We start from the raw sequence: 23,055 nt of genomic DNA, 5'->3' as shown, positions 1-23,055 counted from the left end.
GACCCCGCCCACCGCCCCTCCTCATGCCAGGCCTTCGCCGAGGAGTTGCAGCGCGGCATGTACGGCGGAGGCGTCGGCAAGGCGCAGGCCCCGGCGACCGTCGGCGACGTCAGCAATGAGGAGACGGTCTTCCGGCCGCAGGGTCCGCCTCAGTCGCAGCGGGCGCCGCTGGACCCGTTCGCGCCGGTGAGCCCGCAGGTGCCGGGTTCGGCTCACACGGTCGGCTCGGACGTCGCCTCCGGGCGCACCGACGGCGGCCACTCCTCGCAGCTCGGGCATGCCGTCGACCCGCGCTACGCGGCCGGGCTCGACGGTTCGGCGCCGGTGAGCAGCGCCCCGCAGGCCGGCGCGCCGCCGGTCTCAGCCGCGCCGCTTTCGGCCCCTCCGCAGGCGCCGGTGAGCATGCGGCCGCCGACGACCCCGTGGATGCAGCAGCAGGCCGCGGGGCAGGCGCCGCAGCAGCCGGTGTTCGCGCCGCCGGTCATCGCCCGCGACGGCGAGAAGCGGACCCCGACTCGGATCCCGAAGGCCCCCAAGCCAGCCAAGCCCCGGCGGCCCCGCGACGAGCGGAGCTTGAAGCCGTACGTGGTGCTTGGCGTGGTCATCACGGTGGTGCTCGGTCTGGTCATGGCCGGCTGGCTGTGGCTGATATCCCCGAGCGGGTCCGCCGACGATCTCGACCAGGCCGCGCTCGACGGCGAGGGCGCGCCGCTGAACGTCACGATCGTCTCCTGGAGGGACGGTCGGGTAACGCTGAGCTGGGACGCCCCGACCGAGGATCGGGAGCTGGAGTACTTCGTGACGGCGCGGCGGGGAGGCGACGACCAGTCCGAACCGCTGGGCCAGTCGACCAGGGACACCGAGTTCACCGCCGGCGGGCTGCGTCCCGCGGAGGACTACTGCTTCCAGGTGACCGCGGTGTGGGAAGTGGACAACGTGCCCACGTCCGATCCGGTGTGCACCGACGACGAATAGGAGCCTCGGCGGGCGACGAAAAAGCTCCACGCCTCTCGCGGAGAGCGAGAAGGCATGGAGCTTTGTTCGTATAGGCCTCTTAGGCGGCGGCTTCGGCGGGCTCTCCGAACGCGCCGGCCTCTTCGAGGGACTTCAGCGTGGTGTCCCAGCCCTGCTCGGCGGGGAGGTTGGATGCGAAGGCCTCGATCTCGGCCTTGATCTTCTCACCGTGGCCGGCACCGGCGAGGGCCTTGACGGCCTCGGCGAACGCGTCCGAACCGGTGGCGAGGTGCAGGTTGCGCCCGTCGGTCAGGTTGCGCAGGTACACGTGCTTGCCGTTGTTGAGCGGGATCAGGTACTTGAACTCACCGAGGACGTTGAGTCCGCCCGCAGCGCCAGCCTTCTGTCCGGCTTTGACGGAAGCGCGTGCGGTTTTCGAAGTGTTGGCTGCCACGCCGGTCTCCTCACCATGTCGTGTAAGACGAATCTTCGGCCAGACGCAGGAAGGCCCGGAGGCGGGCATTTAACCTGGGTTGGACCACAAAAGAAAACCGACGCAATGCCGGTCTTGGACGAGTGTATCTCAATCGCCCCGTGCGCCTCCTAGCACATGGACAAGGTGTGACGCATCGAATCATAGAAAAAGTGAGTGCGCGGAGCGGTTTAAGCCTAGCGCGATGTGTTCAGAGCTGTCAGTATGTATGTGAGCGGAATAGCGTGCCGGGTACGAGTTCATCCCTCACTTGACCCGGTCGATACCCGTTGGACGACTTGAAGCCGTCCCCAATTGACCACAAGGAGTGAGCCAGTACTCAGATACGCCGATTCCCAAGGAGGTGCGCGATGCAGACACGCGGCGTGATCTACATCCACTCCAGCCCGCCGGCGGTGTGTCCGCACGTCGAGTGGGCGATCGGGCGTGTCCTGGGTTCGGCGACGGTCAAGCTCGGCTGGGCGCCGCAGCAGGCCGAGCGCGGCACCATGCGCGCCGAACGCGCCTGGACTTCGGAGCCGGGTGTCGGTGTCGAGATCGCGAAGGCTTTGGCGCAGTGGCCGATGTTGCGGTTCGAGGTGACCGAGGACCCGAGCGCCGGCGTCGACGGCGAGCGGATCATGCACGTGCCCGGGAAGGGCGTGTACCGCTCGGCGATGAGCGCCGGAGGCGGGAACATGATCGCCGAGGACCGCATCCGGGCCCTGCTGGCCACCACCACGAGCGCCGAGGCGCTCAGGAGCGGGCTTGACCAGCTGCTCGGCCTGGACTGGGACCGCGATCTGGAACCGTACCGCCAAGCGGCGGGCGGCAACGAGCAGTCCTGGCTGTCGCAGGTCAGCTAGACCGGCAACGAGACCGAACGAGCAACGGCCCCGCGCGAGAGCGCGGGGCCGTTGCTCGTCTCCTGTGCCTAGTCGGCGGTCAGGTTGCTGAAGTCGGGGCCCTTGGTGCGGGTCCGCTTGAGCTCGTAGAAGCCCGGCGTGGTCGTCACGGCGTAGACGCCGTCCCACAGCTTCGCGGCGGCCTCGCCCTGCGGCGCCGGGGTGATGACAGGGCCGAACAGGCCGACCTTCTCGCCCTCGTCGTTCTCGACCGCCACCACCGGGGTGCCGACGTCGGCGCCGACCAGCCCGATGCCGCGCTGGTGGGAGGCGCGCAGCGCCTGGTCCCACTCCTCGGTCTTGCCGGCGTCGGCCAGCTCTGCGGGCAGGCCGGCCTTCTCGAGCGCCGCCGGGATGAACTCCTCGGGGTCCTTGACGCCGCCGAGGTGGATCTGGTTGCCGAGCGCGGTGTAGAGCCTGCCGAGCGTCTCGTTGTCGTACTGCTGGGCGACGGCGGTCGCGACCCGAACGGCCGGGAGCGTCTTCGGCATGAGCTCCCGGTACCACTCGGGGAGCTCGTCGAGCTTGTCCTCGTTGAGCACGAACAGGCTCATGACGTTCCACCGGATGTGGATGTCTCGGAGCTTCGAGGCCTCGACGATCCAGCGGGAGGTCATCCACGCCCACGGGCAAGCGGGGTCGAACCAGAAATCTACGGTCTTGGTCTCAGTCATGCGAACCAGAGTACTTTAAATTTGAACGATTCGCTATGTGGGCCCGAGTCGCTGTGAAACTAGGACATTCCGGATAAACTTCCCCTCAATGCTGGTGACTACGCGACACGAAGACATTGCCGGACTCGCGCCCAACGCTTCGGCGGGACCGCCCCTCGGCGTCGAGATCCTCACGCTCGCCCAACTGCGGTCCCGTTCGGCCGGGCTCGTCCGACCCGTCCGATCCGGACTGCACCTGCTGCTCACCCTCACCTCGGGGTCGCTGTGGCACACGGTCGACTTCACCCGACACGCCCTCAAGCCCGGCAACTGGATATGGGCACGACCGGGCCAGGTGCATCAATGGGGCGACCTCGAAGGCGCGGAGGGGATCCTGGTGCTGTTCGAGACCGCGTTCCTCGACCCGGACACCGCGATCGCGGTCTGCGCCCCCCACGGCGAACGCGTGCGCCGTGAAGTCTGCGCCGGCCCGTACGCGCCGGTGGTGCGCGTCCCGGACAACGAGGACCATGCGATCCTGCGCGTCGCGACCAGCCAACTGCAGTGGGAGTTCGGCGCCACCGCAAGCCTGCCTCAGGACGTGCGGCTCCAGATCATGCGCCACCTGCTGGCCGTGCTGATCCTGCGGGTCGCCTCCCTGCCGTCGCCCGGCGCCGCGGCGCGCGAGCCGAACGAGGTCTACGTGGCGTTCCGCGACGCCGTCGAGCGGGACTTCGCCAATTCCCGAAGGCTGTCGGACTACGCCGCGGCGCTCGCCTACTCCCCGCGGACGCTCTCGCGGGCGACGCTGGCGACGGCCGGTGTCCCGGCGAAGGAGTTCATCGACCGGCGGGTGATCTTGGAGGCCAAGCGACTCCTGGCGTCCTCGCCGGAGTCGGCCGCGCGGATCGGCTCGCGCCTGGGTTTCTCGAGCGCCACGAACTTCAACAAGTTCTTCCACCAGCGCACCGGGACGACGCCGATCGCCTTCCGCGAATCCGTACTGCGCTAGGCGGCGGCGAAGACGGTCTCGGGCTTGGCCAGGTCGCCGCGCTCTGCCATGACGGCTAGCAGCTCGCCGGCCTCGTCGAGGACGGCGTAGCGGCCGTCGATGCCGACCGCGGCGATGGACTTGCCGTAGGAGAGGGCCTTGGCCTCGGCTTCGGTGGCGGTCCTGGTCGGCATGAGTCGGGCCGCGGCCTCGCCCATCGGGATCGCCTCTGGCGGGTCGTCGTGTTCGGCGAGTTCGTCGAGCGTGGCGGCGGCGTCGAGGCCGAAGCGGCCGACCCTGGTGCGACGCAGTGCGGTCAGGTGGCCGCCGACGCCGAGTGATGCGCCGAGGTCGCGTGCGATCGCGCGGATGTAGGTGCCCGAGGAGCAGGAGACGTCGATGTCGACGTCGACGCACTCACCGCGCCGGATCGGCCCGACGTCGATGGAGGCGACGGTGACCCGCCGGGCCTTGAGCTCGACGGTCTCGCCCTCGCGGACCCGCTTATAGGCGCGCTTGCCGTCGATCTTCACGGCGCTGACGGCGCTGGGGACCTGGTCGATCTCGCCGGTCATCCCTTCCAGCGCCTCGCGAATCGCCTGGTCGGTCACGGCCGAAGAGTCGGCGGTCGCGGTGATCTCGCCTTCGGCGTCGTCGGTGACGGTGGACTGGCCGAGTCTGACCGTCGCGGTGTAGGCCTTGTCGAGGCCCGAGACGTAGGTGAGCAGTCTGGTGGCCTTGCCGACGGCGATGATGAGCACGCCGGTGGCCATGGGGTCGAGCGTGCCGCCGTGCCCGATCTTGCGAGTGCCGCAGATGCGACGCATCCGCGACACCACCCCGTGCGAGGTGATGCCCTGGGGTTTGTCGACGACGATGATGCCCGGCTGCGGTGTGGTCACAGCCGTTCAGGCTAGCCGGGGCTCGAAACCGGGGCGCTACTGGTGGCGGTCGAGCGATTCCTGCAACGCCCGCAACGCCTCAGACTTGGCGTCTTCCCATTTGCTGGGACGATCGCGATGTTCGCGGATGGTGACTCTTCTGGTCCTCATCCTCGACACCTTAACGAACGTTCAAGATCATTTCAGCGCAGAATTCATATAGTGGGATGAGATGGTCGAGCACGGCCGGAGCCGCAGAGCGGCTCCGGCGTTCGCGCCTACTGCTTCAGGTCCTCGTTCTCGTCGGCTTCCTCGTCCTCGCGGTACGGGTTCGGGTCGCCTGCGTACTTCGCGCCCTCGGCGATCCGGTGGACCTCCGCGTCGGCCTGCGCCGCCTGGGCGAGCAGTGACTCGATCCGGTTGGCGTGCTCGGGGACGGTGTCGGCCACGAACGACAGCGACGGCGTGTGCCGCATGCCGAGAGCCCGCCCCACGGTGGTGCGCAAGTGGCCGGTGGCGCTCTCGAGCGCCTTCGCCGAGTCCTTCACCTCGTCCTCGTCGCCGAGCACGGTGTAGAAGACCGTCGCCTCACGCAGGTCGGGAGTCATTCTCGCGTCGGTGATGGTGACCATGCCGACACGCGGGTCCTTGAGCTTGCGCACCGCCTGCGCGGTCAGCTCCATCACCCGCTTGGCCACCTGGGCCTGCTTCGCCGCGTCTGCCATGTCGTTTCCTGCCTTCTACTTGCTACTACTCGTCTTCGGGGCCGAACACGCGCCGCCGGACGGCGAGCAGCTCCACCTCCGGGCGGGCGGCCACATGCCGCTCGCACGAGTTGAGAATTTCCTGCACGTGGAGGTTATCCCCCGCCACCGCGGCTATTCCGATCGCGGAACGGCCGTGCAGCTCCTGGTCCCCGACCTCGGCCACCGCCACGTCGAACCTCCGCAGGGCGGCCACGATCGGGCGCACATAGGAGCGCTTGGCCTTGAGCGAGCGGGAGTCTTCCGGGAGGAGGAGATCGAATTCAACACATCCGGTGAACACCGCTCTAGATTACGCGGCTCGAACCAGAACCCCAAGATCTTTTCAGCTGCCCGAAATCGTCTATTTCGCGATGTCAATCACGTATGCCTGACACCATCGGAGGAAGGCCAGAGGAGGAGGAGCTATGTCGACACCACAGGGCGGCTGGCAGCAGCAGTTCAGCGAGCCGACACGACACTACCCCGCCGTTCCGCCGCCGAGCGAGGACCCGCAGGCCACGGTCGCGGGCGCCAAGCTGTGGTCCGGAGGCTTCGGCACGGCCGTGGTCGCGGCGCTGGCCGCGCTCGTCGGGATCCTCCTGGTGCGCGGGGTCTTGGGCGTCCACATACTGTCCCCCGACGAGGCCGGCGCCTACGGCGACGCCTCGACCACCACCTACGCGTTCGGCGCCTTCGCGGTCGCCATCCTCGCCACCGGTCTGCTGCACCTGATGCTGCTGCTCATGCCCCGGCCGATGAGCTTCTTCAACTGGATCATGATCCTGGCGACCCTCGTCGCGGTCCTGATCCCGTTCACCGTCGTCGCCGACCTCGAGTCGCAGATCGCCACGGCCGCGATCAACCTGGTCATCGGCGTCTGCATCACGAGCCTGCTCAACTCGATCAGCGCGATCGCGACGCGGGCACCGGGCGCCCCGGTGCGTTGACGGTGGGGTTGGCCCTACCTTCGGCATTCCCGCAAGCAGGCTCGCGAGGTCCTGTCGCCCCTCTCTAGATTTGACGCATGCGAAGAACACTCCGGCAATTGGGGACAGACACCGCCTACAATCTTTCGTCATTCCCGATCGCCTTGCCCGCCTTCATCATCAGCGTCGTCGGTTTCGCCCTCGGAATCGGCACCGCAGTGATCTGGATCGGCGTGCCGATCATGGCCGCCACGCTGCTGACGATGCGCGGGATCGCCGCCGCCGGGCGCGCGCAGATCCCGTTCGTCATCCGCCGGGAGATCCCGAAGCCCCGCTACAAGAAGGCGAAGGCCGGCAGCTCGGTGCTGCGGCGCTTCCTCACCACGCTCACCGACGGCCAGTCGTGGCTGAACCTGCTGTGGGCCTTCACGGTCTTCCCCGTCGCAGCCGCGGCGTTCGCCGTCACGGTCACGTGGTGGTCGGTCGCGATCATGTCGCTGCTGTACCCGGTGTACGCGTGGATCATCTGGATGGCGGCCGGCGAACACCACGGACTCCAGTACGCCACCAGGTGGCTCGGCTGGGGCGACTCCTACCTCGCAGCCTCGATGCTCGTGGTCATCGGGGGGCTCATCCTGACCGCGCTCATACCGCCGGTCGTCCGCGGCTGCGCCCTGGCTCAGGCCTGGATCGGCAAGGGCATACTCACGTCGCTGAGCAGTCTGCACGAGCGCATCGACGCGCTCGCCGAGTCCCGCGACGCCGCCACCTCGGCCGAGGCCGACGCGCTGCGGCGCATCGAACGCGACATCCACGACGGACCCCAGCAGCGACTGGTGAGCCTCGGCATGGAACTGGCCCGCGTCAAACGCCAGATGCGGGCCAATCCCGAAGCGGCCCAGCAGACCCTGGAGGAGGCGATCGCGCAGACCCGCGACACCATCGACGAACTGCGGGCACTCTCGCGCGGCATCGCGCCGCCGATCCTGACCGACCGCGGCCTGGAGGCGGCGCTGGCCGCACTCACCGCCCGCTCGACGGTCCCGGTCGACCTCGAAACGTCGGTGACGGGCCGCTATCGGTCCACTGTGGAGAGCACCGTCTACTTCGTCGTGGCCGAGGCGCTGACGAACATCTCGAAGCACGCGCAGGCGACGCAGGCGTCGGTGGCTGTCGACGACTGGGGCGATAGGCTGGTCGTCTCGGTCGGCGACAACGGCACCGGGGGTGCGCACGTCTCGAAGGGACACGGGCTCTCGGGCCTGACCGACCGCATCAGAGCCGCCGAGGGCGAGTGGACCATCGACTCCCCCGAGGGCGGCCCGACGGTGATCGTTGCGGAGGTGCCGTGCGCGTAGTGGTGGCCGACGACGCGGTCTTGATCCGTTCGGGGATCGTGAAGCTCCTGGAGGAGTTCGAATGCGACGTCGTCGCCACGGTCGGCGACGGCGACGCCCTCGTGGAGGCCGTCATCGAGCACCGGCCGGACGTGTCGGTGGTGGACGTGCGGATGCCGCCGTCCTTCACCGACGAGGGGCTGCGAGCCGCGACCAAGGCCAGGTCGCACGTTCCCGGTTCGCCGATACTCATCCTCTCGCAGTACGTCGAGGTGTCCTACGCCGAAGACCTGCTGGCCGACGCGCGCGGAGCGGTCGGCTACCTGCTCAAGGACCGGGTCATCGACGTCGACGACTTCATGGACTCGCTGCGTCGCGTAGCGGCGGGCGGGACGGTGTTCGATCCCGAGGTGGTCTCGCAGCTGATGGTGCGCAGGAGAAGCGACGATCCGGTGGCGTCCCTGACCCCGCGCGAGCGCGAGGTGCTGGAGCTCATGGCCGAGGGCCGTTCCAACCGCGCGATCGGCAAGAAGCTGTTCATCTCAGACGGCGCGGTGGAGAAGCACATCCGCAACATCTTCACCAAGCTGGAGCTGCGCAGCGAGGACGGCGACCACCACCGCCGAGTCAAGGCCGTCCTGGCCCACCTCCGCTCCTGACTCAGGGGTGCAGAATGAGCCAGACCGCCACGGACGGCGATTCCGAGTGGTTGACGATGCGGTGCGGGGTCTCGCAGGGGTAGCCGATCGAATCGCCCTTGGCCAGGACCACGCGCTCGCGTTCGAACTCGATCGTCAGCTCGCCCTCGATCACCGTGCCGGTCTCATAGCCTTCGTGGCGGAACAGCTCGTCGTCGAGCGCGGCGGTCGCGCCCGGCGGGTAGATCGACTCGAAGAAGTCCAGTCCTGCCACCGATCCCGGTGAGAGCCTGCGGAACCGCACGCCGCCGGCGAGCGTGACCGGACGCGACTGGACGCCGCGCATGAGAGTGAAGCCCCCGCTTGACAACTGATCGAGGCTCCCGCCCTCGGGGCTCGGCTCGCCCTCGTCGTCGAAGATCGCCGCCAACGGCGTCTCGAGCGCGTTCGCGATCTCGATGAGGCGCGAGACGGACGGGCGCAGGACCTCGCGCTCGATCTGCGAGACCGCACTGCCCGAGATCCCGAGCAGCTTTCCGAGTTCCCGCACGGTGAGTCCGCGCCGCTTGCGCAGTTCGCGGATGCGCGGCCCGACTGCTCCCTGGACCGATCTGGAGGCTGGCTGCTGTACCGAGACCATGCAGCAAGTCTAGAAGCCCATGTTTCAGAACACCGCACGGGTTCAGCCATCACTTCACGATGCCGTTACTGCGAAGAAACCAGGCCCAGTTTGTAAAGCTATACCTTCACGAGAACTCACTCGACGCCGCTGCCAATGCGGTGAATCCCTCGGGAGGAACGACCGTGACACAAGCCCACGACATCGTCGAAGCGGCAGGCATGCCCGTCGGCGACGGCAACATGAAGCCGGGCTACGACCCGACGCTGGCGAACGAAGACCTCGCCCCGCTGCGCAAACAGCGCTGGAACTCCTATAATATCTTCGCCTTCTGGATGTCCGATGTGCACTCGGTGGGCGGCTACGTCACCGCCGGCAGCCTCTTCGCGCTCGGCATCCAGTCCTGGCAGGTGCTCGTCTCCCTCATCGTCGGCATCGTCATCGTGCAGGTCTTCACCAACCTCGTCGCCAAGCCGAGCCAGAAGACCGGCGTCCCCTATCCGGTCGTCAACCGGTTCGTCTTCGGCATCAAGGGAGCGAACTACCCGGCGATCATCCGCGGTGTCATCGCGATCGCCTGGTACGGCGTCCAGACGTTCCTGGCCGCAGAATCCCTCAACATCATCTTCCTGAAGTTCTTCGGCTGGGCAGAGCCGATGCAGACCGACTACTCCTTCCTCGGCCTCTCTGCGCTCGGCTGGCTCTCCTACGCGATCCTGTGGGTCGCCCAAGGCGCCGTGTTCTGGAACGGCATGGAGGCGATCAGGCGGTTCATCGACTGGGCGGGCCCGGCCGTCTACGTGGTCATGATCGTGCTGGCGGTATACCTGGTCTCGAGGGCCGGCATCGGGAACATCGCGTTCAGCATCTCCAGCGGGGACTCGAACCTCGGATTCTGGGGATCGCTCGGGGTCATGGCCTCGGCGATCGGCATCGTCGTGTCCTACTTCTCCGGCCCGATGCTGAACTTCGGTGACTTCGCCCGGTACGGCAAGAGCTTCGCGGCCGTCAAGAAGGGGAACTTCTGGGGCCTGCCGGTCAACTTCCTGTTCTTCTCGCTGCTGACGGTCATCACCGCCTCGGCGACCATGCCGGTCTTCGGCGAGCTCATCACCGATCCGATCCACACCGTGGAGCGCATCGACTCCGGTTTCGCGATCGTCCTCGGCGGCCTCACCTTCGTGACCGCGACCGTCGGCATCAACATCGTCGCCAACTTCATCTCGCCCGCCTTCGACTTCTCCAACGTCGCACCGCACCGCATCAGCTGGCGGGCGGGCGGCATGATCGCCGCGGTCGGCTCGGTGATCCTCACCCCGTGGAACTGGTACGGCAACGACCTGGCGATCCACTACACCCTTGGCATCCTCTCGGCGCTCATCGGGCCGCTCTTCGGCATCTTGATCGCCGGGTACTACGTGGTGGCCCGCCAGCGGATCCTCACCGACGCCATGTACACGAAGGACCCCGCCGGCCCGTACTGGTACGTGAAGGGCTACAACCCGAACGCGATCGCGGCGATGCTCATCGCCGGGGTGCCGACGATCCTGCTCGCCACGATCCCCCGGCTCGTGGCCGACCTCGGCGGCTTCGACATGACGTGGATCGGCAACTTCACCTGGTTCATCGGCTGCGGCCTCGGCTTCGCGGTGTTCACGATCCTGGAGCGGCTGAACCCGCGGATTCCGAGCCTGGAGGAGGTGGCCGACGGGGTCTCCGACGGCACCACCGCCGACGCACCGGACGGCGACGCCGAACAGCCGGTCGCTGCGACCACGGCGCGAGAAGACGGCTGAATCCTCGAATGCGCCTCCGATTCATCAATCCGAACACCTCGGTGCCGATGACCGTGCAGATCCGAGCGGCCGCCCTGCGGGCGGCCGCCCCGGATGTCGCCATCTCGGCGGTGTGTCCGAGCGAGGGGGCGGCGAGCATCGAATCCCATGCGGAGGAGATCCTCGCCGCCCGCGCGGTCGTCGACGAGATCGAGCGCGCCGAGACCGGCGGGGACGGGATCGACGGCTTCGTCGTCGCGTGCTTCGGCGATCCGGGGCTGGACGCGGCCCGCGAGGTCGCGAGTGTGCCGGTCGTCGGCATCGCCGAAGCCGCGATGCACGCGGCGACCCTCGTCGGCAGGCACTTCGGCGTCGTCACCACACTGCCGCGCACGCTCGGCCGGGCCGAGGACCTCGTGTGCCGCTACGGGTTCGAGCGCGCCTGCGTCGCACTGCGTGCTGCCGACCTGCCCGTGCTCGCACTCGAAGACCCGGACGAGGAGTCCATCGCCGCGATCGAGACCGAGGCGAGGAAGGCCGTCGAGCGGGAGGGGGCCGACGCGATCGTGCTCGGCTGCGCCGGCATGGCCGGTCTGTGCCGCACGATCGAATCGCGAATCGGCGTGCCGGTCATCGAAGGCGTCGCCGCCGCCACCGGACTGGTCTCGGCGCTGGTGCGCATGGGGACGACGACGGCGAAGCACGACGAGTACGCCTACCCGCCGCAGAAGACTAAGACGAGGCCAGGAAGCCGCGTTCGATGAGGCGGCGGATCACCGGGTAGAGCTGCGCGTACAGCATGGCGGTCTCGCCTCCGTAGGTCTCGGCCAGCAACTGGACCTGGAGGCGGACCGTCGCGCTGCCGTCGCAGGCCCCGAGGAACGCCACGAGCAGCGGATCGACCTCCTCGGCATAGCGCATTCCGTGCCGCTGCTGGAGCCACTGCCGGTCGACCTCCCAGCCGTCGCCGCCGAGTTCGGCGGCCTGCTGGAGGGCCACGCCGTCGACGAGGCGGAGCCTCGACTCCCACACCGTCCCGGGTTCGAGGTCGTCCCCGCGGACGGCGAACCAGTCGGCGACCCGATCCGACCAGGGCGTGTCCACGGCGTGCCTGGCCTCTTCGCACACGATCTCGCTCGGCCCGTCGGTCCGGCGGATGTTGACCATGCCGAAGCCGACGCCCTCGACGCCCGCGGCGTCGAACCAGTCCAGCCACGCGGCCGCCTGCTCGGCGTCACCGCTCTCACCTGAGTCGCGCTGCCAGGTCCGGACGTAGTCGAGCGGGTCGAGGACCTCGCGTTCGACCACCCAGGCCCTGGCCCCGTCCTCGGGCAGCCAGGAGGCGACGCGCTCGCCCCACGGCGTGCCCCGCAGGTGCAGCCAGTTGGCGAGGAACTGCATCGTGCCGCCGTCTTCGAGCAGACCCGCGGAGGCGGCGGCGAGTTCGGCGGCGACGCCGTCGGCCTCGCGGCCGCCGTCGCGGTAGGTCCAGCCTCCGCCGGGCGTCGCTATGACGAACGGCGGATTGGCGACGACCAGGTCGAAGCGGCGCCCGGCGACCGGTTCGAGCAGGTCGCCTTGGAGCAGTTCGAGGTCGACGCCGTTGACCGCGGCGTTGAGGTGCGCGAAGGCCAGCGCGCGGTCGCTCAGGTCGGTGGCCGTCACGGTCCGGGCGTGATCGGCGAGTGCGAGGGCCTGGACGCCGCAGCCGGTGCCCAGGTCGAGCGCGGTGCCGGTCTCGGAACGGACGGTCGCGTCGAGCAGAAGTCCGGAGGCGCCGCCGATGCCGAGGACGTGCTCCGCGGATCGTCCGCCGGTGGTGTTGGGGCGCTGGTCGGAGAAGAGGGTTCGCTCGCCGGAGAAGTCGAGTCCCCATCCGGCGGCGACGCCGTCGGCGTCGCGGATCAGCAGGCCGCAGTCGAGGGCCTCGTCGAGTCCGAACGGGTCGAGCGCGCTGGCGGCCGCCCGCTCGTCGACGGCCGTGCCGACGGTGAACAGCCGCGTCCACACACTGAGCGGGTCGTCGCCGCATGCTTTGAGGAGGGCCCGATAGTCCCCGCGGTCGGCGGCCTCGGCGGTTTCCGGGCCGTAGACGGCCGACAGCGCGGCCCGGCTGAAACCCGACTCTCGTCGGGCCTCGCCGAGCCGCGCCGCGGCTTCGGTCTGGAGCAGTCGCACTTAGTCGCGCGGCTTCTCACGCATCTCGAAGGCTTCGATGACGTCGCCCTCTTCGATGTTGTTGTAGTTCTTCAAGGTGATACCGCACTCGTAGCCCTCGCGGACCTCGGTGGCGTCGTCCTTGAACCGGCGCAGCGAGTCGATCGTCGTCTCCGAGATGACGCTGCCGTCCCGCACCAGGCGCACCTTCGCGTTGCGCTTGATCGAGCCCTTGGTGACGAGGCAGCCCGCGATGTTGCCGAACTTGGAGGAGCGGAACACCTCGCGGATCTCGGCCGAACCGAGCTCCACCTCTTCGTACTCGGGCTTGAGCATGCCCTTGAGCGCGGTCTCGATCTCCTCGATCGCCTGGTAGATGACCGTGTAGTAGCGGATGTCGACGTTCTCGCGCTCGGCCATGTCCTTGACCCTGCCCTCGGCGCGGACGTTGAAGGCGATGATCGTCGCCGACTCGTCGTCCGATGCCGCTGCCAGGTTGACGTCGTTCTCGGTGACCGGACCGACGCCGCGGTGGATGACCCGCAGTTGGACCTCTTCGGGGATCTCCAGCGCGACCAAGGCCTCTTCGAGGGCCTCGACCGAACCGGCGCCGTCGCCCTTGAGGATGAGCGAGAGTGTGGTGCGCTCGCCCTCGGCGATCTTGTCCATGAGGTTCTCGAGCGTGGTGCGCGAGACGCGGGCCGCCTGCTGGGCCGCGCGGCGGCGTGCCTGACGCTGCTCGGCGATCTGGCGGACCGTGCGGTCGTCGTCGGCGGCGAGGAACACGTCCCCGGCCATCGGGACCGATGCCAGGCCTTGGACCTGGACCGGGTACGACGGGGTCGCCTCGACGACCTTGTTGCCCTCGGCGTCGAGCATCGCGCGGACACGGCCGTAGGCCCCGCCTGCGACGATCGAGTCGCCGACGCGCAGCGTGCCTCGCTGGACCAGGACGCTCGCGACCGGGCCGCGGCCCTTGTCGAGGTGCGCCTCGATCGCGATGCCCTGCGCGTTGCCGTCGACGGTCGCCTCGAGTTCGAGGGCGGCGTCGGCGGTGAGCAGGACCGCTTCGAGCAGTTCGGGGATGCCGATGCGCGGCTTGGCGGCCACGTTGACGAACATGGTGTCGCCGCCGTACTCCTCGGCGACCAGCCCGTACTCGGTCAGCTGCTGGCGGACCTTGTCGGGATTGGCGTCGGGCAGGTCGGTCTTGTTGACCGCGACCACGACCGGCGCGTTGGCTGCCTTGGCGTGGTTGAGCGCCTCGACCGTCTGCGGCATGACGCCGTCGTCGGCCGCGACCACGAGGACCACGATGTCGGTGACGTTCGCGCCTCGGGCACGCATGGCGGTGAACGCCTCGTGGCCCGGGGTGTCGATGAAGGTGATCGCCCGGTCGACGCTGTCGTGCTCGACGTGGACCTGGTAGGCGCCGATGTGCTGAGTGATGCCGCCGGCTTCGCCTTCGACCACGTTCGAGTGCCGGATGGCGTCCAGCAGCTTCGTCTTACCGTGGTCGACGTGGCCCATGACGGTCACGACCGGCGGACGCGGGAGCGCCTCGGTCTTGCCCGGCTCGTCGAGGTCGATGCCGAACTGCGCGAGCAGTTCCTTGTCCTCTTCCTCGGGGCTGACGACCTTGACGTCCCAGTCCAGGTGCGTGCCGAGCAGTTCGAGCGTCTCGTCGGGCACCGACTGGGTCGCCGTGACCATCTCGCCCAGGCCGAACAGCTCTTGGACGAGCGTGCCCGGCAGGGTGCCGATCTTGTCGGCGAAGTCCGCCAGCGTCGCGCCGCGGGGAAGGCGAATGGTCTCGCCGCCGCCTCGGGGCGCGCCCGACTGCATCTTCGGAGCCGACAGGTTGTCGAACTCCTGGCGCCTCTGGCGACGCGACTTGCGGCTCTTGCCTCGGGGGCCGCCGCGGCCGAACGCACCGGCCGCTCCGCCGCCGCGGGCCTTGCCGCCGGCGCGACCGCCGCCACCCCGGTAGGGGGCCGGAGCGGTCGAAGGACCTGAGCCGCCGGCGCCGCCGCCGGAACCGCCGGCGCCGCCGCCGAAGGTACCGCGGTAGTTGCCGCCGCCACCGGAGCCTCCACGGCCTCCGCCGCCGGGACGTCCGCCGCTTCGGGCACCGCCGCGCGGACCGCCTCGGCCGCCGCCTTCACGCCCGCCGCCGGCGGGTCGTGAGGGCATCATGCCGGGGTTCGGGCGCGGAGGCATCATGCGCGGGCTCGGGCGGGGACCGCCGGGGCGGTCGCCGCCTTCGGGCGCGGGACGCGGCTTGGATCCGGCTCCACCGGGGGTGATGCCGAACGGGTTGTTGCCGGGCTTGGGGCTGGGCTTGGCTCCACCGGGCTTGGGCGCGGTGCGCGGAGCGGGCTTGGGGCCGGGCTTCGGCGCCGCCGGCTGGGCGGCGCGCTTCGCGGCCTCTTCCTGCTGCCGTTTGAGCAGCTCCTCGGCGCGCTTCTGCTCGGCGGCGACCTCGATGTCTCGGGCGCTCGCGGGCCTGGGCTCGTCGACCTTCGGCGGGGCCGGGGTCGACGCGGCCTCCTGGACCGCGGGCTTGGGCGCCGCGGGCTTGGGGCCCGGGGCGCTGGGGGCGGGCGCGCGCTTCTTGGGCGGCGCCTTCTTGGCGGCCTTGACGTCGGTCTTGGCCTTGGCGATCTTGGCGGGGCTGGGCGCCGCCGGGCGCGGCTTGGGGGCCGCCTTCGCCGTCTCCTGCGCCGGTTCGGCCTTCTCGGCCTCCGGCGCTGCTGGAGCACCCTTCTGCGATCCGCCGGCGTACTGCTGCCGCAGTCGACGCGCCACTGGCGCTTCGACCGTGCTCGACGCTGACTTCACGAACTCGCCCATATCGCCGAGTTTGGCGAGCACTTCTTTGCTCGTCGTCCCCAGTTCCTTGGCGAGTTCATGTACGCGGGGCTTACCTGCCACTGCTCTCCTCACTTCGAGGTCGCACGGGCAGCGCCCGCCGACCTCATCTCTCCACTTGCAACCAGTTCATCGGAGGAACTTCATCGCGTGGTCTTCATTCGGTCTCTACCTGCTTCGTGTGCGGGAGTCGGTCTCTCGGCCGACTCCGACTCGACAAGGGCTCGCACCGCCGCATCGTCCACCGGTCCCTCGATCCTGAGGGCCCGAGTGAACGCACGCCTGCGAACTGCCTGGTCAAGGCAGTTCAAATCGTGATGCACATGAGCTCCGCGGCCGCTGAGGCGGCGCTGTGGGTCTGGTACCAGGTGGTTGACAGAACCCTCAGAGCGGTGAACGACGCGCAGCAGCTCGGAAGCCGCAGCACGACTCCGGCAACCCACACAAGTACGGACTACCGGTGCGTTACGTTGCGATCCGATATTCAGTCTACCTCCAAGACTAGCGACCGCCACCGGCTGGGCCGGTCTCCTCCTTCGCCCCACCGGCCACGTGCGCATCCGATTTGATGTCGATGCGCCAGCCGGTGAGACGCGCGGCGAGCCGCGCGTTCTGGCCTTCGCGGCCGATCGCCAGGGACAACTGGTAGTCGGGGACGACCACCTCGGTGGAGCGGGTGGCCTCGTCGACCACCCTGACGGACAATGTCTTCGCAGGTGAGAGGGCATTGGCGACGAACTTTGCGGGGTCGGCGTCCCAGTCGACGATGTCGATCTTCTCGCCGCCCAGCTCGCTCATGACCGCCCGGACCCGCGAGCCCATCGGACCGATGCAGGCGCCCTTCGCATTGACGTCCTTCGTTGTGGCGCGGACCGCGATCTTGGATCGGTGACCGGCTTCACGCGCGATGGCGGGGATCTCCACTGCGCCCTCGTCGATCTCCGGGACCTCGAAGGCGAACAGCTTCTTGACCAATGCGGGGTGGGTGCGTGAGAGCGTCACCTGCGGGCCGCGAGCCGTACGGTTCACCTGGATGACGATCGCGCGGATCCGCTTGCCGTGGTCGTAGGACTCCCCCGGCACCTGCTCGTTGAGCGGCAGGGTGGCCTCGATCTTGCCGAGGTCCACAGTGATGATGCCGCGCTCGTTGCGCTCCCCATGGGCCTGCACGACACCGGTGACGATGTCGCCTTCCTTGCCGGAGTACTCGCCGTAGTTCACCTCGTCGGCGGCCTCGCGCAGCCGCTGGAGGATGACCTGCTTCGCGGTCTGGGCCGCGATGCGACCGAAGCCCTCGGGGGTGTCGTCCCGCTCGGAGACGACTTCTCCCTCTTCGTTCAACACTGGCACGAGGACGGTGGCGTCGCCAGAGGCCCGATCCACGCCCACACGTGCCCGCTCATCGGCGCCCGGGGTGTGCTTGTAGGCGGTCAGCAGCGCCGATTCGATCGCGCCGAGGATTGTCTCGAAAGGGATGTCGCGCTCGCGTTCCAATGACCGCAGCGCAGCCAGGTCGATATGCACCCGTTCTCCTTAAAGTCTTGAGTTGTCCTCACCGGAGCCTTCAGGCGTGCGAGCCCCGCATCCGCGGATGCCTACTTGAGCTCGATCTGCACCTTGCCGGACCCCAGCTCGGCATAGGTAGCCGAACGGCTCTCGCCGTCGACTTCTAGTTCAATCCCCCGCTCGCTGGCGGCCACGACTCGCCCCGTCACGGGCTCCTCCCCGATGTGCACGGCCACCAAGCGCCCAATATTACGCCGCCAGTGCCGGGGCTCGGTAAGCGGACGGTCCACGCCTGGAGAGGACACTTCCAGGGTATAGGCAGCATCCGCGAACGGTCCGCCAGTGCCGTCCGCCGTGTCCAGCGCCTTCGAGACCGCCTTCGAGACCACCGCGATGTCGTCGAGGCTCACCCCGCCGTCGGCGTCGACGAGAATGCGCACCAGCAGCCTCCGACCGGCCTTGGTGACCGTCAGACCCTCCAGGTCGAATCCGGCCTTCGCCACGGCGGGGGCGACGATCGCCTCCACTTTCTCCTGCTGCTTCGATGCCATCGGCTCTCCTTCTGCGGCTATTTCGCCGAGATTAACCGCCCGACGACAAAAACGAAAGCCTGCCTGGGAAACTGGGTGGGTGTTCACGACCCGACGCGGACTCCTTGTCGGTGCAGCCGCTCTCGCAGCGGCAGGATGCACCGAGACTCCGGCCAAGATCATCGAATCCGACGACGACCTCGCCGCTGCGCTTCGCACGGCCCGGGCGCTCGCGCAGGCGGCCGAGTCGCTCGGCTACACCGACGTCGCCGGCGACCACCTCGCCCACATCGCGACACTCGAACGGCTCCTGCTGCCCGATGCGATCCCAGAGGACGACGCCGGACCGACCGTCACCGACGCCGCGGCCCTCGCCGAGGCGGAGAGCGAGGGCAGCGCCGAGGCGCGCGAGTCCTGCCTGACCACCACGAGCGCCTATGCGGTGCTGCTCGGCGAGATAGCGGCCAGCCGCGAGGCGCACGCGGCGGTGCTCGCATGACCGCAGTCGACACCGGCCTGGCCGGGGAATACGCCGCGATCTACGCCTACGGGAGCGCCGCCGTCCACTTGAGCGGCGCCGCCAGGGACCTCGCCGAGGCGCTCGAAGCCGAGCACCGCGACCGCAGGGACGCCCTGCTCGACTTCTACGGCGCCCACGGCCTGGAGTCGACTCCGGCGCCGGCCTCGTACGACATCGACCCGATCGAGGACGCCGAGTCGGCCCAGGCTCTGCTGCTCGACATCGAGATGCGCCTGACCACCGCCTGGCGCGCGGGCGTCGCCTCCGAGGACCACTCCGAGCGCGAGATCTGCCTGAACATGCTCCTGGAGTCCTCCAAGGCCGTGGCGCGATGGAGGGTCGCAGTGGGCGAGTCCTTCGCGGACCCGTGGCCGGGAAGACCCGAGTAGCACTCAGCCCGTCGAACTCCAACATACTGAATATGCGATACTCGGTATCTTCCCATGTGATGTGAGGTTGTACATGAGTGTCAAACACAGCCTGCTGGCGCTGCTGGAACGCGGGCCCGCCTACGGCTACCAGCTTCGCGCCGCCTTCGAGAGTGCCACCGGCGCCACTTGGCCGCTCAACATCGGCCAGGTCTACACCACGCTCTCCCGGCTCGAACGCGACGAGATGGTCGAGGCGCTCCCCGAGAACGAGTCCGGCCAGCGCCCCTACCGGATCACCGAGGCCGGCAAGCGCCACCTCGCCGGATGGTTCGCCTCCCCGGTCCGCGCCGCCGACCGCCCGCGCGACGAGCTGACGATCAAACTCGCCCTGGCCGTCACCACGCCGGGCGTCGACGTCACCGACGTCATCCAGCGCCAGAGGGCCGCCACGCTGCGGACCCTGCAGGAGTACACGCGGCTCAAGGCCGACGACCAGACGGCCGACCTCGCCTGGAAGCTCGTGCTGGAGTCGATGATCTTCCGCGCCGAGGCCGAGGTCCGCTGGCTCGACCACACCGAGGCCGTCGTGGCACGAGCCGAGTTGCCCGCGCCATCCCCTTTCGACCAATTCGAGCCCCAGGCTGATTCCGACACCCTAGAAGAGAAGCGGTGACTCCATGACCGTCCTGCGATTGCGGGGCGTGAGCCGTGTCCACGGCGACGGCCACAACGCCGTCCACGCCCTCCTCGACGCCGACCTGACCATCGAATCCGGAGAGATGGTGGCCATCATGGGCCCCTCCGGCTCCGGCAAGTCCACACTGCTCAACCTCGCGGGGGGCCTCGACATGCCCACCAGCGGCGAAGTCAGCGTAGAGGGCACGTCCCTCTCCAAGCTCTCCCGAAAGCGCCTGGCGGCGCTCCGCCGCCGCCACGTCGGCTACGTGTTCCAGGACTACAACCTGGTCCCGAGCCTGACCGCCGCCGAGAACGCGGCCCTGCCCCTCGAGCTCGACGGCATGGGCGTCTCCAAGGCCCGCAAGGCCGCGCTGGCCGCGCTCGAAGAGGTCGGCCTCGACGCCAAGGTCGCCGACCGGTTCCCCGACGAGATCTCCGGGGGACAGGCGCAGCGCACCGCGATCGCCAGGGCGCTCATCGGCGAGCGGCGCCTGGTCCTCGCGGACGAACCCACCGGCGCGCTCGACTCGGCCACCGGTGAAGACGTTCTCAAACTCCTGCGCAAGCGCTGCGACGAAGGCGCCGCCGGCCTGCTGGTCACCCACGACGCCCGCCACGCCGGCTGGGCCGACCGGGTCGTGTTCCTGCGCGACGGGCGCGTCGTGGACACCTCCGCACCGCTGGAGCAGCCCGAGTCGCTGTTCGAGGAGGCCTCCTGATGCTGAGCAGCCTCAGGCTGGCCCTCAGGATCGCGCGGCGCGAAGCGCTGCGCCACAAGGGCCGATCGATCCTCTCGATCACCCTCCTGTGCCTGCCGCTACTGGGCACGGCAGCGGCCGTCACGGCCATCGACTCCACCGATCTGACCCCCGAACAGCAGGTCGAGCAGATCACGGGCGACGCCGACGCCTACATCGAGACCTATCACCCCGGCCCGATCACACAGGAGACCTGGACGGGCACCTGGCTGAACATCAACTGGGAGGAGAGAGAAGGAGACCGCGACGAGCCCCCCGTCGATGCGGAGGACGTCCTCGCGGTGCTCCCCGAGGGCAGCCGCCTCGTGCCGTTCACCGAGCAGATGATCGGCAGGTCCGAACAGGTCAGGACGCCCGACGGCATTGCCGGCGCCCAGTTCGTCGGTTACGACCTGACCGACCCGCTCTACGAGACCGGGAACGTGCTCACGGTCGAGGGCGACGCGCCCGGCCCCGGCCAGGTGGCGGTCAGCATCGAGGCGGCGAGGTACCTGGGGGTGGGCGTAGGCGGCGTCCTGAAGGTGATCGAAGGCGAGAACGACGTCGAGTACGAGATCACCGCGATCGTCGAACGGCCGAGCAACCTCAGAGCGTGGCTCGTCGTCGGCCCCGATTTCGCAGGCGACCAGGGCTCGTCGAGCTGGCTGGTGGACGTGCCCGGCGATTTCACCGGTGAGCAGGCCCTGGCGCTCAACGAGCTCGGCATCGCCGTGTGGTCGCGGGCGATGGCGGCCGATCCGCCCACAGAGTCCCCGCAGTCCAATATGGCTGGTGATTCGGGGGCGGACGCCAACGTCGTCGCGATCATCGCGCTGCTGGTGACGCTCGTGGTCCTAGAAGTGGTGCTCCTTGCCGGACCGGCCTTCGCCATCAGTGTCAAGCAGCGGACCCGCGAGTTCGCGCTCATGAGCGCGGCGGGCGCGAATCCCGCGCAGATCCGCACCACCGTGCTGGCGGGAGGGCTGCTGTTCGGGATCATCGCCGCCCTCGTCGGCATATCGCTCGGGATCTTGGGCACATGGTTCGCCCTGCCGCTCCTGGAGCGCCTGAACGGCCACCGGTCCATGGGCTTCGAGATCTGGCCGGAGTTGCAGATCCTGGTCGCGGTGTTCGCGATCGTCACGGGACTCATGTCGGCGCTCGCCGCCGCCATCGCCGCGTCGAAGGTCAACGTGTGCGCCGCGCTGGCGGGCCGCCGGGCCCAGCCTCGCGCGAAGAAGCGTTGGACCTTCATCGGCCTCGGGCTCATCGCCCTGGGAGCTGCGGCGGGGATCGCCGGGGTCGTCACCAACACGACGATCGGCATGGTCGTCGGTTTGGCGGCCCTGCAGATCGGATTGGTGTGCTGCACACCCGGCCTGGTCGCGGCCATCTCGAAACTCGGCAGGAGACTCGGGCTGGCGCCGCGCATGGCGCTGCGCGAGGCCGGGCGCAACCGCAGCGCAGCCGCGCCGGCCGTCGCCGCGATCATGGCGGTCGTGGCGGGCGGCCTCGCCATCACCATGTTCGCGATCAGCGACGGCGACCGCTGGGACGAGTCGAGCATGTACGCCACGCCCGAGGGCATGGTCGAGCTCGACATCGACTACTGGTCCAATGACGAGAACGACACCGGGCCCAGTCCGAAGGAGCTCGAGACCGGCACCGAGTCGGTGATCTCGGTGCTGGAGCGGGAACTCGACCAACCCGAGGCGCACGCGTATTCGACCGCCAGCGACTGCGGCCCGGGGGCCTACTGCGAGGTCAGGATCGTGCGGCCGGAGGCGAACGTCTGCCCCTACGACGCTGCGGCCGAGGGGTACACGGAGTTGACCGAGTCCGACCAGCGCGCGGCGGTCGAGGACGAGCGCTGCACGTTCACCAACGACATGGGGAGCTCGCTGAACAACGGGGCGCTCGTCACCGACGACCCGTTCATCGTCGCCGCATTCACGGGATTGGGGGGTGACGATCTCGACGAGGCGATGTCGTTCCTCTCGGACGGCGGCGTCCTCATCGGCGATCCGCTGGCGTTGACCGACGAGGGAACTGTGACGCTCTCGCAGATGAAGGAGTCCTTCACCGAAGATGCCGAGGAGGAGAACGGTCGCGACGCCGAGGAGTTCTCCTTCCGCGCGTTGGTTCCGGACGCGCCGCGGATGGCGCCCGCCGACGTGGTCATGGCTCCGGAGGCGACGGCCGTGATGGGCGCGGTCGAGGACCCGGCTCCGCAGCGGTACCTGGTGTCGGCCGCGGATCCGATCTCGCGACAGGACATCCAGGCCATCAACGAGGCGCTGCTGGAAGCGGGTCTCTCCGGTCTCGAGGAGGGTGTCTCCGGCTTCGTCTCCCAGTCGAGCGGTGACAACCGGTTCGGGTACTACACCGCGCTGATCGCGGCCGGGATCACCGGGATCGTGGCGCTCGGTGCGACCGCGGTGGCGACGGGGCTGGTCATCGCCGAGACCCGCAGGGACCTGACCACCCTCGGAGCGGTCGGGGCGACTCCGGGGCTGCGACGGCGGCTGTCGATGTGGCAGTCGGCGGTGATCTCGATGCTGGGCGCCGTGCTCGGCACGGCGGTCGGACTGGCGAGCTTCGCCGGCATCGCGGCGGCGCTGAACCAGAACATCAAGTGGATGTATCCGCTCGTCCAGCTCTACAGCTTCGAGATGCCGTGGCTGAATCTGCTGATCGCGCTCGTGGCCGTCCCGGCGATCGCGATGGGCGGGGCGGCGCTGTTCACGCGCTCGAATCTGCCGAGCGAGCGGCGGCTGACCTAGTACGG

The 23,055-nt window shown here is 68.9% G+C and carries 24 protein-coding genes; 13 read left to right on the top strand and 11 right to left on the bottom strand.

Going from position 1 to position 23,055, the window contains the following annotated elements:
• On the top strand, positions 1 to 975 hold a 975-nt coding region (locus L0U85_RS06495; RefSeq protein WP_241376943.1), incomplete at its 5' end, for a fibronectin type III domain-containing protein.
• A gap of 79 nt (positions 976 to 1,054) precedes the next feature.
• Here L0U85_RS06495 and L0U85_RS06490 read toward each other — a convergent pair.
• The gene (locus L0U85_RS06490) at positions 1,055 to 1,408 is read right to left on the bottom strand and encodes a hypothetical protein (protein ID WP_241376942.1); all 354 of its coding nucleotides are present in this window, start codon (positions 1,406 to 1,408) and stop codon (positions 1,055 to 1,057) included.
• A gap of 389 nt (positions 1,409 to 1,797) precedes the next feature.
• Here L0U85_RS06490 and L0U85_RS06485 point away from each other — a divergent pair, with 389 nt between their 5' ends.
• Positions 1,798 to 2,292, top strand: coding sequence for a DUF3145 family protein (locus tag L0U85_RS06485; protein WP_241376941.1), 495 nt, complete (start codon positions 1,798 to 1,800; stop codon positions 2,290 to 2,292).
• A gap of 68 nt (positions 2,293 to 2,360) precedes the next feature.
• Here L0U85_RS06485 and L0U85_RS06480 read toward each other — a convergent pair whose 3' ends face one another.
• Complete coding sequence (locus L0U85_RS06480) at positions 2,361 to 3,005, bottom strand: DsbA family protein (RefSeq protein WP_241376940.1); 645 nt, start codon at positions 3,003 to 3,005, stop codon at positions 2,361 to 2,363.
• Between the two features lie 88 nt (positions 3,006 to 3,093).
• Between L0U85_RS06480 and L0U85_RS21155 the strand changes: the two genes are divergently transcribed.
• Positions 3,094 to 3,996, top strand: coding sequence for an AraC family transcriptional regulator (locus L0U85_RS21155; protein WP_347177368.1), 903 nt, complete (start codon positions 3,094 to 3,096; stop codon positions 3,994 to 3,996).
• Here the strand turns inward: L0U85_RS21155 and truB are convergent.
• The 3 genes from truB to L0U85_RS06460 form a co-directional block, all read right to left on the bottom strand.
• Positions 3,993 to 4,877 carry a tRNA pseudouridine(55) synthase TruB gene (gene truB, locus L0U85_RS06470; protein WP_241376938.1) on the bottom strand — a complete coding sequence of 295 codons (885 nt, stop codon included), beginning with the start codon at positions 4,875 to 4,877 and terminating at the stop codon, positions 3,993 to 3,995. The genes L0U85_RS21155 and truB overlap by 4 nt on opposite strands.
• Positions 4,878 to 5,134: 257 nt before the next feature.
• Positions 5,135 to 5,581, bottom strand: coding sequence for a 30S ribosome-binding factor RbfA (gene rbfA / locus L0U85_RS06465; protein ID WP_241376937.1), 447 nt, complete (start codon positions 5,579 to 5,581; stop codon positions 5,135 to 5,137).
• A 25-nt stretch (positions 5,582 to 5,606) separates the two neighbouring features.
• Positions 5,607 to 5,903: a DUF503 domain-containing protein gene (locus L0U85_RS06460; protein ID WP_241376936.1), complete on the bottom strand. Its 297-nt coding sequence runs from the start codon at positions 5,901 to 5,903 to the stop codon at positions 5,607 to 5,609.
• Positions 5,904 to 6,027: 124 nt separating this feature from the next.
• Here L0U85_RS06460 and L0U85_RS06455 point away from each other — a divergent pair, with 124 nt between their 5' ends.
• The 3 genes from L0U85_RS06455 to L0U85_RS06445 all read left to right on the top strand — a co-directional run bounded on the left by L0U85_RS06455 (position 6,028) and on the right by L0U85_RS06445 (position 8,524).
• Complete coding sequence (locus tag L0U85_RS06455; RefSeq protein ID WP_241376935.1) at positions 6,028 to 6,549, top strand: DUF6069 family protein; 522 nt, start codon at positions 6,028 to 6,030, stop codon at positions 6,547 to 6,549.
• A 98-nt stretch (positions 6,550 to 6,647) separates the two neighbouring features.
• A complete protein-coding gene (locus tag L0U85_RS06450; RefSeq protein ID WP_241376934.1) occupies positions 6,648 to 7,886 on the top strand; it encodes a sensor histidine kinase in 1,239 nt (412 codons plus the stop codon).
• Positions 7,877 to 8,524, top strand: coding sequence for a response regulator transcription factor (locus tag L0U85_RS06445; protein ID WP_241376933.1), 648 nt, complete (start codon positions 7,877 to 7,879; stop codon positions 8,522 to 8,524). Before L0U85_RS06450 ends, L0U85_RS06445 begins: the two co-directional genes overlap by 10 nt.
• Position 8,525: 1 nt before the next feature.
• Here L0U85_RS06445 and L0U85_RS06440 read toward each other — a convergent pair whose 3' ends face one another.
• On the bottom strand, positions 8,526 to 9,143 hold the full coding sequence (locus tag L0U85_RS06440; protein WP_241376932.1) for a cupin domain-containing protein: 618 nt from the start codon (positions 9,141 to 9,143) through the stop codon (positions 8,526 to 8,528).
• A 200-nt stretch (positions 9,144 to 9,343) separates the two neighbouring features.
• On the opposite strand from L0U85_RS06440, the gene L0U85_RS06435 reads away from it, so the two are divergent.
• Together L0U85_RS06435 and L0U85_RS06430 are read left to right on the top strand one after the other, a co-directional pair.
• A complete protein-coding gene (locus L0U85_RS06435) occupies positions 9,344 to 10,918 on the top strand; it encodes an NCS1 family nucleobase:cation symporter-1 (RefSeq protein ID WP_347177375.1) in 1,575 nt (524 codons plus the stop codon).
• Between the two features lie 8 nt (positions 10,919 to 10,926).
• Positions 10,927 to 11,661 carry an aspartate/glutamate racemase family protein gene (locus L0U85_RS06430; RefSeq protein ID WP_241376930.1) on the top strand — a complete coding sequence of 245 codons (735 nt, stop codon included), beginning with the start codon at positions 10,927 to 10,929 and terminating at the stop codon, positions 11,659 to 11,661.
• Here the strand turns inward: L0U85_RS06430 and L0U85_RS06425 are convergent.
• The 5 genes from L0U85_RS06425 to rimP all read right to left on the bottom strand — a co-directional run bounded on the left by L0U85_RS06425 (position 11,630) and on the right by rimP (position 17,982).
• On the bottom strand, positions 11,630 to 13,075 hold the full coding sequence (locus L0U85_RS06425) for a class I SAM-dependent methyltransferase (protein ID WP_241376929.1): 1,446 nt from the start codon (positions 13,073 to 13,075) through the stop codon (positions 11,630 to 11,632). The two genes, L0U85_RS06430 and L0U85_RS06425, sit on opposite strands and share 32 nt — an antisense overlap.
• A complete protein-coding gene (infB, locus tag L0U85_RS21150) occupies positions 13,076 to 15,988 on the bottom strand; it encodes a translation initiation factor IF-2 (protein WP_347177367.1) in 2,913 nt (970 codons plus the stop codon).
• An 80-nt stretch (positions 15,989 to 16,068) separates the two neighbouring features.
• On the bottom strand, positions 16,069 to 16,407 hold the full coding sequence (locus L0U85_RS21145) for a YlxR family protein (RefSeq protein WP_347177374.1): 339 nt from the start codon (positions 16,405 to 16,407) through the stop codon (positions 16,069 to 16,071).
• Positions 16,408 to 16,426: 19 nt separating this feature from the next.
• Positions 16,427 to 17,449: a transcription termination factor NusA gene (gene nusA, locus L0U85_RS06410; RefSeq protein ID WP_241376928.1), complete on the bottom strand. Its 1,023-nt coding sequence runs from the start codon at positions 17,447 to 17,449 to the stop codon at positions 16,427 to 16,429.
• A gap of 71 nt (positions 17,450 to 17,520) precedes the next feature.
• On the bottom strand, positions 17,521 to 17,982 hold the full coding sequence (gene rimP, locus L0U85_RS06405) for a ribosome maturation factor RimP (protein WP_241376927.1): 462 nt from the start codon (positions 17,980 to 17,982) through the stop codon (positions 17,521 to 17,523).
• A gap of 79 nt (positions 17,983 to 18,061) precedes the next feature.
• Between rimP and L0U85_RS06400 the strand changes: the two genes are divergently transcribed.
• From L0U85_RS06400 to L0U85_RS06380, 5 genes are all read left to right on the top strand, one after another.
• Complete coding sequence (locus tag L0U85_RS06400; RefSeq protein WP_241376926.1) at positions 18,062 to 18,460, top strand: hypothetical protein; 399 nt, start codon at positions 18,062 to 18,064, stop codon at positions 18,458 to 18,460.
• Positions 18,457 to 18,870 carry a ferritin-like domain-containing protein gene (locus tag L0U85_RS06395; RefSeq protein ID WP_241376925.1) on the top strand — a complete coding sequence of 138 codons (414 nt, stop codon included), beginning with the start codon at positions 18,457 to 18,459 and terminating at the stop codon, positions 18,868 to 18,870. Before L0U85_RS06400 ends, L0U85_RS06395 begins: the two co-directional genes overlap by 4 nt.
• 73 nt (positions 18,871 to 18,943) lie before the next feature.
• A complete protein-coding gene (locus L0U85_RS06390; RefSeq protein ID WP_241376924.1) occupies positions 18,944 to 19,525 on the top strand; it encodes a PadR family transcriptional regulator in 582 nt (193 codons plus the stop codon).
• Between the two features lie 4 nt (positions 19,526 to 19,529).
• Positions 19,530 to 20,249 carry an ABC transporter ATP-binding protein gene (locus L0U85_RS06385; RefSeq protein ID WP_241376923.1) on the top strand — a complete coding sequence of 240 codons (720 nt, stop codon included), beginning with the start codon at positions 19,530 to 19,532 and terminating at the stop codon, positions 20,247 to 20,249.
• The gene (locus L0U85_RS06380; protein ID WP_241376922.1) at positions 20,249 to 23,050 is read left to right on the top strand and encodes an ABC transporter permease; all 2,802 of its coding nucleotides are present in this window, start codon (positions 20,249 to 20,251) and stop codon (positions 23,048 to 23,050) included. Before L0U85_RS06385 ends, L0U85_RS06380 begins: the two co-directional genes overlap by 1 nt.
• Positions 23,051 to 23,055 lie beyond the last annotated feature (5 nt).

The organism is Glycomyces sp. L485 (genome assembly GCF_022548875.1).
Taxonomy (GTDB): domain Bacteria; phylum Actinomycetota; class Actinomycetes; order Mycobacteriales; family Micromonosporaceae; genus Glycomyces.
This window is presented reverse-complemented; position numbering and strand designations above follow the sequence as displayed.

Bases quoted from the DNA above. Each gene is read 5' to 3' on its own strand.
- L0U85_RS06485 (WP_241376941.1), top strand. From the start codon at position 1,798: ATGCAGACACGCGGCGTGATCTACATCCACTCCAGCCCGCCGGCGGTG.
- L0U85_RS06480 (WP_241376940.1), bottom strand. From the start codon at position 3,005: ATGACTGAGACCAAGACCGTAGATTTCTGGTTCGACCCCGCTTGCCCG.
- L0U85_RS21155 (WP_347177368.1), top strand. From the start codon at position 3,094: ATGCTGGTGACTACGCGACACGAAGACATTGCCGGACTCGCGCCCAAC.
- rbfA (WP_241376937.1), bottom strand. From the start codon at position 5,581: ATGGCAGACGCGGCGAAGCAGGCCCAGGTGGCCAAGCGGGTGATGGAG.
- L0U85_RS06455 (WP_241376935.1), top strand. From the start codon at position 6,028: ATGTCGACACCACAGGGCGGCTGGCAGCAGCAGTTCAGCGAGCCGACA.
- L0U85_RS06440 (WP_241376932.1), bottom strand. From the start codon at position 9,143: ATGGTCTCGGTACAGCAGCCAGCCTCCAGATCGGTCCAGGGAGCAGTC.
- L0U85_RS06435 (WP_347177375.1), top strand. From the start codon at position 9,344: ATGCCCGTCGGCGACGGCAACATGAAGCCGGGCTACGACCCGACGCTG.
- L0U85_RS06430 (WP_241376930.1), top strand. From the start codon at position 10,927: ATGCGCCTCCGATTCATCAATCCGAACACCTCGGTGCCGATGACCGTG.
- rimP (WP_241376927.1), bottom strand. From the start codon at position 17,982: ATGGCATCGAAGCAGCAGGAGAAAGTGGAGGCGATCGTCGCCCCCGCC.
- L0U85_RS06395 (WP_241376925.1), top strand. From the start codon at position 18,457: ATGACCGCAGTCGACACCGGCCTGGCCGGGGAATACGCCGCGATCTAC.
- L0U85_RS06390 (WP_241376924.1), top strand. From the start codon at position 18,944: ATGAGTGTCAAACACAGCCTGCTGGCGCTGCTGGAACGCGGGCCCGCC.
- L0U85_RS06385 (WP_241376923.1), top strand. From the start codon at position 19,530: ATGACCGTCCTGCGATTGCGGGGCGTGAGCCGTGTCCACGGCGACGGC.
- L0U85_RS06380 (WP_241376922.1), top strand. From the start codon at position 20,249: ATGCTGAGCAGCCTCAGGCTGGCCCTCAGGATCGCGCGGCGCGAAGCG.